At 68.9% G+C, this 12479-nt stretch carries 11 protein-coding genes and 1 pseudogene; 7 read left to right on the top strand and 5 right to left on the bottom strand.

Annotated features, from left to right (window positions below):
* Nucleotides 1–15: 15 nt before the first annotated feature.
* The gene (locus OG817_RS12165) at nucleotides 16–876 is read right to left on the bottom strand and encodes an aldo/keto reductase (RefSeq protein WP_406054145.1); all 861 of its coding nucleotides are present in this window, start codon (nucleotides 874–876) and stop codon (nucleotides 16–18) included.
* A 103-nt stretch (nucleotides 877–979) separates the two neighbouring features.
* Here OG817_RS12165 and OG817_RS12170 point away from each other — a divergent pair, with 103 nt between their 5' ends.
* Together OG817_RS12170 and OG817_RS12175 are read left to right on the top strand one after the other, a co-directional pair.
* Nucleotides 980–1852, top strand: coding sequence for a helix-turn-helix transcriptional regulator (locus OG817_RS12170; RefSeq protein WP_406054147.1), 873 nt, complete (start codon nucleotides 980–982; stop codon nucleotides 1850–1852).
* Between the two features lie 38 nt (nucleotides 1853–1890).
* Complete coding sequence (locus OG817_RS12175) at nucleotides 1891–2757, top strand: alpha/beta fold hydrolase (RefSeq protein ID WP_406054149.1); 867 nt, start codon at nucleotides 1891–1893, stop codon at nucleotides 2755–2757.
* A 49-nt stretch (nucleotides 2758–2806) separates the two neighbouring features.
* On the opposite strand, the gene OG817_RS12180 is transcribed toward OG817_RS12175, so the two are convergent.
* Both OG817_RS12180 and OG817_RS12185 read right to left on the bottom strand, forming a co-directional pair.
* On the bottom strand, nucleotides 2807–3487 hold the full coding sequence (locus OG817_RS12180; protein WP_406054151.1) for a hypothetical protein: 681 nt from the start codon (nucleotides 3485–3487) through the stop codon (nucleotides 2807–2809).
* A gap of 205 nt (nucleotides 3488–3692) precedes the next feature.
* On the bottom strand, nucleotides 3693–4199 hold the full coding sequence (locus OG817_RS12185) for a MarR family winged helix-turn-helix transcriptional regulator (protein WP_406054153.1): 507 nt from the start codon (nucleotides 4197–4199) through the stop codon (nucleotides 3693–3695).
* Between the two features lie 91 nt (nucleotides 4200–4290).
* Here OG817_RS12185 and OG817_RS12190 point away from each other — a divergent pair, with 91 nt between their 5' ends.
* From OG817_RS12190 to OG817_RS12210, 5 genes and pseudogenes are all read left to right on the top strand, one after another.
* Nucleotides 4291–5760, top strand: coding sequence for an MFS transporter (locus OG817_RS12190; RefSeq protein WP_406054155.1), 1470 nt, complete (start codon nucleotides 4291–4293; stop codon nucleotides 5758–5760).
* Nucleotides 5761–5965: 205 nt separating this feature from the next.
* A pseudogene (locus OG817_RS12195) lies at nucleotides 5966–6169 on the top strand (muconolactone Delta-isomerase family protein); the annotation flags it as partial.
* 248 nt (nucleotides 6170–6417) lie between these two features.
* On the top strand, nucleotides 6418–7446 hold the full coding sequence (locus OG817_RS12200; RefSeq protein ID WP_406054157.1) for a tetratricopeptide repeat protein: 1029 nt from the start codon (nucleotides 6418–6420) through the stop codon (nucleotides 7444–7446).
* Between the two features lie 88 nt (nucleotides 7447–7534).
* Nucleotides 7535–8278: a pentapeptide repeat-containing protein gene (locus OG817_RS12205; protein ID WP_406054159.1), complete on the top strand. Its 744-nt coding sequence runs from the start codon at nucleotides 7535–7537 to the stop codon at nucleotides 8276–8278.
* Nucleotides 8279–8571: 293 nt separating this feature from the next.
* Nucleotides 8572–9879, top strand: a complete 1308-nt coding sequence (locus tag OG817_RS12210; protein WP_406054161.1) for a threonine/serine exporter ThrE family protein — start codon at nucleotides 8572–8574, stop codon at nucleotides 9877–9879.
* Between the two features lie 2 nt (nucleotides 9880–9881).
* Here OG817_RS12210 and OG817_RS12215 read toward each other — a convergent pair whose 3' ends face one another.
* A complete protein-coding gene (locus OG817_RS12215) occupies nucleotides 9882–11114 on the bottom strand; it encodes a threonine/serine exporter ThrE family protein (RefSeq protein WP_406054163.1) in 1233 nt (410 codons plus the stop codon).
* Nucleotides 11115–11129: 15 nt separating this feature from the next.
* The gene (locus tag OG817_RS12220) at nucleotides 11130–12479 is read right to left on the bottom strand and encodes a dipeptidase (protein ID WP_406054165.1); all 1350 of its coding nucleotides are present in this window, start codon (nucleotides 12477–12479) and stop codon (nucleotides 11130–11132) included.

Here is a 12479-nt window from a genome sequence, read left to right on the forward strand (position 1 = left end):
GGCGCGCGCCATTCGTCAGCCGATCCTGCGGCTGCCGAGGGCGCTGACCATGGCCGGGTCGCGGTGGTCGAAGAAGAGGCTGTCGCCGGCATCCAGGGTCGCGATCTGCTTCATCTGGTCATCGGTGAGGGTGAAGTCGAAGATGTCGAGGTTCTGGGCCATCCGGTCGGGGCGGACCGACTTGGGGATCACGACGACATCGCGCTGGACGAGCCAGCGCAGTACGACCTGCGCGACCGATCTGCCGTGCGCCTCGGCGATGGTGCTGAGGACAGGGTCGGTGAACAGGTTGTTGCGACCTTCGGCGAACGGGCCCCAGGACTCGATCTGGACACCGCGCTCGCGCATGAGTTCCTGGTCGGCGGCGCGCTGGTGGAAGGGGTGGGTCTCGATCTGGTTGACCGCGGGGGTGATCTCGTTGTGCTCGATCAGGTCGACGAGCCGGTCGGGATGGAAGTTCGAGACGCCGATCGCCCGGATCCTGCCTTCGGTGTAGAGGTGCTGCATGGCTCGCCACTCGCTGTAGTAGTCGCCGAGTGGCTGGTGGATCAGATACAGGTCCAGGTGGTCGAGGCCGAGCCGGCGCAGAGAGGCGTCGAAGGCGCGCACGGTGTCGTGCTCGACGCTGCCGGCCGGGGCGTGCTGGATCCACAGCTTGGTGGTGACGAACAGGTCGTCGCGGGGGAGTCCGGTGGCGGCGATGGCAGCGCCGACGGCCACCTCGTTGCCGTAGGCCGCGGCGGTGTCCAGGTGGCGATAGCCGGCCTCGAGCGCGGCCTCGACGGCGGCCTGGGTCTGGCCGTCGGGGATCTGGAAGACGCCGAAGCCGATGATGGGCATGGTGACGCCGTTGTTCAACGTGACGGTCTGATCCATGTCGCCAGCCAACACCTGTCTGCATCGCAAGTGGGAGTCCCCGGTGTAACGGGTACTGGTAGACCCTCCCACCGCGAACGAGCCCGCCCGTACGGTGGAAGGCGTGAGCATCAAGGAGGACGTGAAGGAGTTCCTCACCAGCCGACGCGCGAGAGTGACACCCGAACAAGCCGGTCTGCCGACCTTCGGCGACAAGCGCCGCGTGACCGGGCTGCGCCGCGAGGAGGTCGCCCTGCTCGCGGGCGTCAGCGCCGACTACTACACCCGGCTCGAACGCGGGAACCTTGCCGGCGTCTCCGAACAGGTACTCGAGGCGCTCGCGCGAGCGCTGCGCCTCGACGACGCCGAGCGCGCCCATCTGTTCGATCTCGCCAGGGCTTCCACCGGCCCGGTCCGTGGATCCCGGCGTACGGCGGTCTCGAAGGTGCGCCCCGGCGTCCTTCGGATCCTCGAGTCGCTCACCACGCCGGCGTACGTCCGCAACGCCCGTACCGACATCCTCGCCGCCAACGACCTCGCCTTCGTGCTGTACGACGGGATCCTCGACCGCGTTGGGCTGCCGTTGAACGTCGCCAAGTTCCTGTTCTTCGACCACCGCGCGCCGGGCTTTTTCCTGGACTGGGAGACCGTCGCCGATGACGCCGTGGCCGCACTCCGCGCCGAGGCGGGCCGCAACCCTCACGACAAGAGCCTCACCGACCTCGTCGGCGAACTCGCCACCAGAAGCGAGGAGTTCCGCACCCGGTGGGCGCGTCACAACGTCAAGTACCATCGCACCGCCACCAAGCGGCTCCACAACTCGCTCGTCGGGGACCTCGAACTCACCGGCGAAGCCATGGAACTGACCGGCGACGGACTGGTGATCATCACCTACACAGCCGAACCCGACAGCCCGGCCGCCGAGGCCCTGCGCTTCCTGTCCAACTGGGCCCCCCAACACACCGGACCTCCCGCCCCACAGAACAGCACACCCTGACATCCCAGAGCTGGTCTGATCGGTGGGAGAGTGAGGTTGTGACGGTTGATGAGGTTCTGGCTGCTCATCGGGCCGCCGGCCGCGAGATCACGGCGGACGGCGTACGGAGCTTCGTCCTCGATCACGGGGCGCCGGACGCTGAACCGGTCGTCTGCCTGCACGGCGTACCGGCCTCTTCGTTCGTGTACCGCGCGGTATTGCCTGAGCTGGCGCAGCGTGGGCTGCGCGGGATCGCCTTCGACCTGCCCGGTCTGGGGTTGGCGGCGCGACCGGTTGACTTCGACTACTCCTGGACCGGGCTTGGCAGGTGGGCAGTTTCTGCGCTCGACGCGTTGGGGTTGGATCGGGTGCACCTCGTGGTGCATGACATCGGCGGGCCGGTCGGTTTCGAGATCGCGGCCGCGGCGCCCGACCGGGTGCGCTCCATCCTCCTGCTGAACACGATCGTTGCCGTCGACACCTTTCGTCGGCCGTGGATGATGGAGCCGTTCGCCCACCGCGTTCTCGGGCGTGCGTGGCTGACGACTGCGCGAGTACCGGTGGTATTTCGCACGTTGATGCGGACGATCGGTTTCGGTCCTGATGTGCCGACCGCGGACGTCGACGCTCACCTGCGTCTGCTTCTGAGGGAGGACAACGGCCTGGCCTTCCTGCGGATCATGCGTTCGTTCGAGCGAACCGTCGAGAAGCGGCGGCGATATGAGGCCGTACTCGGCTCCGGCGCCCGTCCGGTGGGACTGTTGTGGGGCAGCAAGGACACGGCGTTGCCGCTGCGGACGTACGGCGTACAGGCTCGCCTCGCGGCCCGGCTCGACGACGTACCGACGGTTCCTGGCAAGCACTTCCTCCAGGAGGACTTCCCGGCGGAGGTCGCCGCGGCCGTCTCGGCCCTGGCCGGCCAGTGACAGACCGGACCTTCACCCCCGTCGCCGGGGGACCACGTCGGCCGGGTTGTCAGCTGGGGAAACGCGGCTGGTAAGTGCGCGTTACCTCGCGAACCTTTCGGTAACCGAGGAGGGCGAGCAGGATCACGGTCGCCACGGCGGCGAGGACACCGGTGATGGTGCGAAGCGTGGCTCCAGCGTCGGCGGCGTCGCAGATCACCGCGGCCAGCACGCCGGTGACGACGGCGTCGATGATGCCCACAATGACGGGAGATCCCGAAAGCCAGTGGGTCAGGCCGACCCGGTTGCGAAAGCTGTAGGTCTTCAACATCCCGGGCGCGTCGTCGTGGTGACTTGCGACGAAGTACGGCTCCAGCTCGGGTGCGAGCTCGAGGTAGGCGTGCCGTAGCCGGTTCATGCCGATCACCAGCCAGGCGTCCTCGATATCCGCCTCGATCAGACGGAAGTACGTGCCTACGCCGACAAGGAGGACAACGGGGAGCACAAGCAGTGCGAACGTCCGGAAGCTCGGCCCGAACCCGGACGCGTTCGCCACCAGTGAGAGTGCGATGACGGTGGCCGAGAGGACGGTCAGATAGGTGCCGGTCCGGCTGAAGATCTCGTTCCACGTCATGCTGCGCGTGGCAAGCAAGCTCCAGTGCTCGGTCGCGAGGAACTGCGCATGCGGGCTGCCCGTGGTCTCGACGCCGTCGAGCGGTGGCGGGGTTCTGGCCGATGGTTGCTGCGTCATCCGATCTCCCATACTGGTACTGCCCTTCCTTCGAGTGTGAATGGCGATGCGCTCCACTGCCACCCTTCACCCACATCCGTCCGCTCGAACGCGCCAACTCGCTGGCGGCCTGCGATCGCGGCGTGTCATCACGACTCGTAGTGGCCAAAAGCAACTAGGAGCGTCGCTGTCCCCACAAGAAGCAGCCCCGGTGCCGTGTCGGAGACTACGCCGGTGGATGCGCGGACGGTGTTGATGGCCGTGTCCTCGTGAGACCGTCCTTGACAGCGGTGAGGAGGATGAGGGTCGCGTCGAGGTGCGTGGTGTCGTGGTCGGCTGCCGTGCCGACGGCGGTCGCCCACTCGTGTCTTGCGAGGGCGGAGTTGTTGCGTCCGTGTTCGGTCGGGCTGACGGTGACGCCGCGGCCGTCGTCGGGGTTGGCCTGCCGCTGGATGAGGCTCTTCCGTTCGAGACCGCGCAGTGTGGTGGAGAGATTCGTGCGCTGGAGTCCGGTGGCGGCGGCGATCTGGCTGGGGGCGGCGGCTTCGCACTGGAGCAGGTACCGCATCACGATGCCCTCCGACTGGGTCAGGGAGACAGTCTGATCGTCGGTGTAGCCGCGGTACTGGATCTCGCGGCTGATGATCAGCGCCAGATCGGCGAGCTCGGCCCAGCGCTCATCGGCGCCTGGTTTGCGGGAGCGGCGCGCCGGCCGCGATGGGTTCTTCGTCACACGTCGAGGATAGATGGTTGTCGGAACATAGTTATGTGTCCATACTGATCTGGTCGTAATAGTTATCGAGACATAATCAATTGGAGTCGATATGGCCGTCACTCTTCCGGCGCGGCGGGCCGGCGCGATGTCGCCACGTGCGGTAGCCAGGTCCGGTGGGTTGCACCCGGTCGGGGTCTTCTTCCTGCTCGCCGGCGCGTTCCTGCCGATCATGGACTTCTTCATCACCAACGTCGCGTTGCCGAGCATCAACACCTCACTGCACGCCTCGGCGTCCGAACTGGAGTTGGTGATCGCCGGGTACGGCGTCGCGTACGCCGCCCTCCTGGTACTCGGCGGCCGGCTGGGTGACCGCCTCGGTCGCCGTCACGTCTTCCTGGCTGCACTCGTCGGTTTCGTGGTGGCATCAGGGCTCTGCGGTTTCGCGCCGACGGTCGGTGTCCTGATCGCCGCCCGCATCGTCCAAGGTGCGACCGCGGCGCTGCTCATCCCGCAGGTGCTGGCGACCTTCCACCACACCCTCGAGCACGATCGCAAGGCGCGTGCGCTCGCCCTGTACGGCGCGACGTCCGGCATCGCCGCCGTGGTCGGCCAACTGGTCGGCGGCCTGCTGGTCAGCGCGGACATCGCGGGCGCCTCGTGGCGGCCGATCTTCTTGGTCAACGTACCCATCGGCCTGATCGTGCTGGTGGTGGCGACCCGGATCGTGCCTCACACCCGCTCGGATCACCCCGTCGGTATCGATCTGCCTGGCACAGTACTCTTCGCGGCGACGCTCACCGCCCTGCTGGTCCCGCTCACCGAAGGTCACGCGCTGGGCTGGCCCTGGTGGACCTGGGCGATGATCGCTCTGGCCGTCGTGCTCGGCGCCATCACCTTGGTGGTCGAGCGACGCGCCGAACGCCGCGGCGAGATCCCGCTGCTGCCGCCATCCCTGCTACGGCTGCCGTCGATGTCTCGCGGCCTTGCGATGGTGTTTGCCTTCAGCATCGGCTTCGGCGCGTTCATGTTCGTGTTCGCCCTGACCATCCAGGACGGTCTGCACGCCGACGCACTGCACGGGGGGCTGGCAATCCTGCCCATGGCGGTGCTGTTCTTCCTCGGCTCCGTGTTCGCACCGAGCTTGATCGGCCGTTTCGGTCGGGCCGCGTTGTCGATTGGCGCGATCATCCAGCTCGCCGGCCTCGCCGCACTCGTGGCCGTCGTCGTCCGCGGCTGGCCGCACGTCAGTCTCTGGGACATGGCCCTGCCACTCGCCCTGGCCGGCGCCGGCCAGTCGATGCTGTTCGCCGGACTGTTCCGCAGCGTGCTCGCCGATGTCCCGACCCATCTCGGCGGCGTCGGCAGCGGCGTACTGATCACGCTGCAGCAAAGCGGCCTGGCACTCGGCGTCGCCACCCTCGGCACTGTCTATCTCGCCCGGGCCGAGCACAACACGGCCCACGCCTTCGCCACCGTCGAACTCGTGCAGATGGCGATCATCGTCCTGCTCGCCATCGGCGTCGCTGCACTACCACCCTTCACCACAGTGTCCGCCGACACACCCATGGTCGACGCCTGACATCACCACTACACCGATCGGCCGGTACAAGCCTCCGGCCTGCGGTAGGAGGCTGCGTCTCCCAGCAGAGAGCCGATCGGTCGTGGTCTCGGACTTGGTGCCGGTTCACACTGACCGTGACGGTGCCGCGGCTCAGGAGGTTCGCAGATGGAGTATCTGGTCACGATGACGACGCAGGTTCCGGCCGGAACGGCGGACGAGGTGGTTCAGGAGGTTCGTCGCCGCCGATGAGGTGGAGCTCGAGGCCGTCCTCGCCTCGATGCCGTTGCGCATATGGCGCTCCGACCACGTAGTTTCGCTGGCGGCCCATCCCAACGACCCCGGCCTGACCTACGAAGCACCTGCCAAGGAGTTCCTGACGACGCCTCTCGCGGAGCACCCGAACGACCCGGCCAGCTCTCAGGCCTGAGCGGCCAGGTCACCCGGGACGCAGGCCCGCCGTCGTCTTGCCGGTGTGCAGTCAGCGTGCAGAGTTTCATTCCGGCATGATCCGCGCACTCCGATCGACATCGCACATCATCCAATTGATTTAGTCCAATGGCCCCTCGAGTTGCCGGCGGCAACGTGTTCACTGTGATGTCGGCACGGTCGTCTATTTCGTGGTGGTCTGTACCGTAGGAAGAATGGCGCGTCGCGCCGGGGGCGGGGGGCTGCCTGATGAAGTCGAGCGAGCATGGCCGGAACGGGATCGCCCGGGCGGAGCGAGTCCTGCAGCTGGCGATCGACTCCGGGCACGCCGACCTGGCGCCGAAGGCGGCGTTCAACCTCGGCGTCCTGCGTGAGGATTGCGACGATTTCGCCGGGGCGGAGCGGGCCTATCAGTTGGCGATCGACTCCGGGCACGCGGAACACGCCCCGAAGGCGGCGGTCAACCTCGGGGTACTCCGCGAGGGCCGGGGCGACTTCGATGGGGCGGAGCAGGCCCTCCAGTTGGCAATCGACTCCGGGCACGCCGACATGGCCCCGATGGCGGCGGTCAACCTCGGCGTACTCCGCGAGGATCAGGACGGGGCGGAGCGCGCCTACCAGGTGGCGATCGACTCCGGGCACGCCGACCAGGCCCCGAAGGCGGCGGTCAACCTCGGGGTACTCCGCGAGGGCCGGGGCGACTTCGATGGGGCGGAGCAGGCCCTCCAGTTGGCAATCGACTCCGGGCACGCCGACATGGCCCCGATGGCGGCGGTCAACCTCGGCGTACTCCGCGAGGGGCGGAACAACTTCGCCGGGGCCGAGTTGGCGTACCAGTTGGCGATCGACTCGGGGCACGCCGATCTAGCTCCGAAGGCGGCGGTGAACCTCGGCGTACTCCGTGAGGGGCTCGGTGACCTCGCTGGGGCCGAGCGGGCGTACCACGTGGTGATCGACTCCGGCCACGCCGATCAGGCCCCGCAGGCGGCGGTCAACCTCGGGGTGCTCTGCCACGCCCGGGCGGACTTCGCCGGGGCGGAGCGTGCCTTTCAGCTGGTGATCGAGTCCGGGCACGCCGACATGGCCCCGAAGGCCGCCTTCAACCTCGGCGTACTCCGTGAGGATCAGGGCGACCTCGCCGGTGCCGAGCGGGCCTACCAACTCGCTATCGACTCCGGGCATCCAACGGCCGCTTCGTGTGCGCGAGAGGTGCTGCAGCTGCTCAGACATGACGACGCGCCCGGCGCATCTGATGCGATCTGCGGCAGCACGCTCTAGCCTCGGCAGGGACATGTGCCCGAGCCACCAGCCCGTACGACGCCCGGACCTGCGCGCCGACTGCGCGCAGTGCGCTGGCCTGTGCTGCGTGGCGCTCGCACTGACCGCGTCCGCCGACTTCGCCATCGACAAGCCGGCCGGTGAACCGTGCCCGAACCTGAAGCACGACTTCCGCTGTGGCATCCACGCGCGGCTGCGGGACGGTGGCTTCCCCGGCTGCACCGTGTACGACTGCTTCGGCGCCGGCCAGAAGGTGACGCAGGTGACCTTCGGCGGCCGCGACTGGCGGCAAGCGGCGGACTCGGGCGCGCAGATGTTCGAGGTGTTCGCGGTAGTGCGGCTGCTGCATGAGCTGCTCTGGTACCTGACCGAGGCCTTGGTCCTAGCACCTCCCCTCCGCGGTGCACTCAGGCGTGCGCTCGACGACACCGAACGGCTAGCGCTCGGCAGCCCGGAGTCGCTTGCGGACCTCGATGTGTCCGCCCACCGCTCACGGATCAACGACCTGCTGCTACGGACCAGCGAGCTCGTCCGTGCACGCGTCTCACACACACCGATGAACCACCGTGGAGCAGACCTCATCGGCGCGGACCTGCGCGGCGCCGACCTTCGTGGCGCGGACCTGCGCAGCGCCTACCTGATCGGCGCCGACCTGCGTCGGGCCGATCTCACAGCCGCCGACCTCATCGGCGCGGATCTCCGGGACACCGACCTGCGCGGCGCCCACCTCGCGCCGAGCATCTTCCTCACCCAGATGCAGGTCAACGCGACACGCGGCGACGCCAGTACGACGCTCCCGCCGCGGCTGATCCGCCCGCCGCACTGGTCCTAGCCTCCCGCCATCACGGCTCTGACCTGCTTCGCCGCGCGCAGGCACAATCAGTTGCCAGAGGCAACTTGTCTGGACGCGTGTGACCGGCCGGGCGCTGACAGCGGTTTCGGCGCGCTCGTCGTGGTCGGCTCGGTCTAGCCACGACGCGGCTCCGGGGCAGGTGAGGACGCAATCACCCATACCGGACGATGACGCACGGGTCTGAGGCTCCGACGATGGCTACCTGACAAATGTCGTCCGTCCTGCGCCCAGCGTGCGTGGCGTGACTCGGGATGCCGTGATCGGACAGGGCTATGACGGAGCGACGCGAGGTCTACGAAGCGCTCGATCTGGCGCTGCGGATCGGCGAGGTCCTCCTGTCGTCCGGGGCCGGCGCGGCCGATGTGACGGCCGCCATGCTGGCCGTGACCGAGGCTTGCGAGGTGCGCCACGTGAGCGCGGACGTGACGTTCGTGGACCTGACCCTGCGCCACCAACCGAGCCGCGACGTGCCCGCCGCCATACAGGTTCGCCGGGTGACCTGGCGCCCGGTCGACTACTCGATCCTGATCGAGGTCGACGAGACGGTCAACCGCCTGGTCGCCGGCGAGGTCACTCAGGGCGAGGCTCGGGACCAGGTCGCCCGGATAGTGTCCACCGGCCACCACCGACGCCGTTGGGCGGTGACCATCGGCTGGGGTGTGATGGGAACCGGTATCGCGCTCACCCTGGGCGGCAGCCCGGTCGTCTGCCTGCTCGCGTTCCTGACGGCCTGCGCGATCGACGGGACCCAGTTGCTGTTGCCCCTGCGCCGCATCCCGGCGTTCTACCAGCATGCGGCGGGCGGCTTCGTTGCCACGCTCATCGCGGTCGGCGCCTCGGCCACGGATCTCGAGGTGAACCCGTCCCGCGTCGTCACCGCCGGGATCGTGATGCTCCTAGCGGGAGTCGGCATCATGGGTGCCACCCAGGACGCCCTGACCGGCTTCCCGGTCACGGCCAGTGCTCGGTTGATCGGAGGCGTGTTGAACACGGCGGGCATCATCGCCGGAGTGGGTGCCGGGCTCACCGTCGGCGACATGCTCGGGGTGGGCCTGACCACCTTCACGCCCGGTGCGGTCGGCCTGGCGGAGGTCGGGGTTACCGTGTTCGGCGCCGCCCTGGCCGCCGCGGCTTTCGCGTTCGCGTCGTACGCACCGTCGCGCTCCCTGATAGCCGTGGCCCTGGTCGCCGCGCTCGGACAGGGAGTCCTGCTCGCCGTCGACAGTTCCGGGGTCGGCCGCACCTGGGGTTCGGCGGTCGCTGCCGTCACCATCGGCGCTGTTTGCTACCTCGCTGTAGATCGCTTCCGGGTCCCGGCGCTCGTCGTCGTGGTTCCCGCGATCGTGCCGCTCCTGCCGGGACTGGACATCTACCGGGGACTCGCGCTCCTCGCCGAGGGCAAGGACGGCGTCCTCCAGCTGGCCTCCGCGCTCGCCACCGCGCTCGCGCTCGCGGCGGGCGTGATCCTCGGTCAGTACCTCGTGCGGCCGCTCAAGCGTGAGGCGCGTCGACTGGAGACCCGGCTCGCGGGCCCTCGGATGGTCGGTCCGTTCCGGCGCCACGGCGACAAGGACACGTAGGTTCACGCGTTGGAGGCCACCCCTGGAACGTGGTGTCGTCGCGAATGGTCGCTGAGGATGACGCCGGCAGCGATCGCGAGAGCAACGGTCGGGACCTGGAGGGCGAAGTCCGCCAGGTTCTGCAGTCCGGTCACGATGTCCCCGCCGAGAAGCGCGGTCGCGCCCCGGACGCCGACCCCGCCCACGGTGAGGACGAAGAACCCGCCCAGCAACAGGATGAGGCGCGGGGGCCGTTGGGGGTGGGAACCCACCAGGTTGCCACAGGCACCGAGCACGGCACCGGCCACGAGCGTACCGATGACCGCGCCGGCGAGGCGGGTGACACCTTGCTGGAGGAGGAACGTACCGATCACGCCGGGCACCAACCAGACGAGCACTCCGGGTTCGGCGTTGAACGCGAGCACCAGGCCCAGGCAGAACACCACCCATCCGGCCAGGACGATGACGAAGGAGAGCTCCGGCGGGGGCAGCGTCTCGTCGAGAGCGTCTCCGTTGCCGGTGACCCCGGTCGCCGCGACAATGCCGATCACGATCAGACCGAGCGTGAGGAACCCGAACACGAGACGGACGGTGCCCGCGGTGAGGCGGCCACCCAGGAGTTCCCCCGCGGCCGCCGACAGGGTGTCGCCAGGGACCACGATGAACAGTGCCGGCAGCACCATGAGCGTCACGCCCGTGCGCTCGGCGAGGCCCGACAGCACGGTGAGCCCCAGCGTTGTCACGACGAAGGCGCCGAAGAACGGGAGCAGCCCCTCGAGGGGACGCCCGGCGGTGAGGACGACCAGCACGCCCATGACCAGACCCAGGATGGCGGCCGCGCCCGCCTCGCCCCAGGTCGCCACAACACTCGGGGCGAACCCCGCTGCGAACAGCGCGACGCCGAGTACCCGCGCCCACGCGGGCCAACGGGGCCTCGACTGCGCAATCGCGTCGAGGCGACGGCAGGCCTCGTCGGGGTCCACCGGCTGTCGCTGCGCCTGGACGAGAAATCGTTTGAGGGCGGCGACCTGGTCGAGCCGGAAAATCCCCGGGGCCGCCCGGACCACCGCCGCCCGACCGACCTCCCCGGACGACCGCTCGGTGAGGAGCATCTGCTCGGGAAGGACCACCAGGTCGACATCGACGCCGTAGGCCGAGGCCGCCGTCGAGACGGAGCGCTCCAGCGACTCGACGCCCTCGGCACTGCACGCCAGGGCGAGCCGAGCGACACGGACCACGACGTCGAACGCGGGCACGTCGCCGCCGACGTCTCAGCTACGCATGGAGGCGTAGTGCCGGAGGAACAGCGCCTCGGTCAGGGCCATGGCTTCGATCTCGGTCGGGTCCACGCTCTCGTTCGGGGCGTGGATGAGGGCCAAGGGCTCCTCTACCCCGATCAGGATGAGCTCGGCGTCGGGGTAGGTCTCCTCGAACACGTTGCACAGGGGAATCGATCCGCCCTGTCCGAGGCTCGTCATCGGTTGGCCGTACGCCTCCTGCATCGCTTTGGCCATCGCCCGGTACGCCGGGCCGTCGGTGGACGCCTCGAACGCAGCACCGGTCGCCTCGACGTCGACAGTGACGTGCACTCCCCAGGGGGCGGCGGCGTTCAGGTGGTCGATGAGGGCCTGCTGGGCGACCTTGGGTGACATGCCGGGCGGGATGCGCAGGTTCAGTCGCGCCGCGGTCTTGGGGACCACGGCGGCAGCCGAGCCGACGACCGGTGGGCAGTCGATGCCGAGGATGGTTACCGCTGGTCGGGCCCACAGCATGTCGGACACACTGCCGTCCCCGAGCAGCGAGACTCCCTCGAGGACGCCGGCGTCGGTGGTGAACTGGTCGGGCGGGTACGGCGCGCCCGACCAGGCGCGCGTGTTGTCCAGCCCGGTGATCGTGGTGTTCCCGTCTGCGTCACGCAGTGAGGACAGCATCGCCACCAGGGCGGCGAGGGCATCGGGGGCGGGGCCGCCGAACATCCCGGAGTGGACCTCCGATGCGAGCGCCTCGACAGTGACGACGACGTTGACCATGCCGCGCAGGCTGACGGTGGCGGCCGGGCGGCCGACCGCGGCGTTGCCGGTGTCGCAGACGAGGATCGCGTCGGCACGGAGGAGGTCGGCGTTCTCGGGGACGAAGGCCTCGAGGCCGCCGGTGCCCTGCTCCTCGGAACCCTCGACCACCAGCCTCAGGTCGACCGGGACTTCATCCCCGAGTGCCCGCAGGGCTGCCAGGTGCATGACGATGTTGCCCTTGCAGTCAGCCGCTCCGCGGCCGTACCAGCGTCCGTTGACCTCGGTCAGCTCGAACGGGGGCGTGTGCCAGGCGGCGTCGTCGAGCGGAGGTTGTACGTCGTAGTGGGCGTAGAGCAGCACGGTCGGAGCCCCCGTGTCGGAGCACTTCCTGGATCCGACCACCGCCATGCTGCCGTCTGCGGTCTCTTCGAGATGGGCGTCGGTGAACCCGATGTCCGCGAACCTCTCCAGCACCCACTGGGCGGTGCGCTCGCACTCCGCGGCGGGGTACTGGCGGGGGTCGGCCACAGATCGCAGCGCGACGAGCTCGGCGAGTTCGTCGCGTGCCGCCGGCATCAGGTCCGCGATGCGCTGCCGCAGGTCGTCCAT

It is taken from the genome of Kribbella sp. NBC_00889 (assembly GCF_045207705.1).
Taxonomy (GTDB): Bacteria; Actinomycetota; Actinomycetes; order Propionibacteriales; family Kribbellaceae; genus Kribbella.

Coding starts and splice junctions, on each gene's coding strand:
- OG817_RS12165 (WP_406054145.1), bottom strand. CDS start 876: ATGGATCAGACCGTCACGTTGAACAACGGCGTCACCATGCCCATCATC.
- OG817_RS12180 (WP_406054151.1), bottom strand. CDS start 3,487: ATGACGCAGCAACCATCGGCCAGAACCCCGCCACCGCTCGACGGCGTC.
- OG817_RS12190 (WP_406054155.1), top strand. CDS start 4,291: ATGGCCGTCACTCTTCCGGCGCGGCGGGCCGGCGCGATGTCGCCACGT.
- OG817_RS12200 (WP_406054157.1), top strand. CDS start 6,418: ATGAAGTCGAGCGAGCATGGCCGGAACGGGATCGCCCGGGCGGAGCGA.
- OG817_RS12210 (WP_406054161.1), top strand. CDS start 8,572: ATGACGGAGCGACGCGAGGTCTACGAAGCGCTCGATCTGGCGCTGCGG.
- OG817_RS12220 (WP_406054165.1), bottom strand. CDS start 12,479: ATGGACGACCTGCGGCAGCGCATCGCGGACCTGATGCCGGCGGCACGC.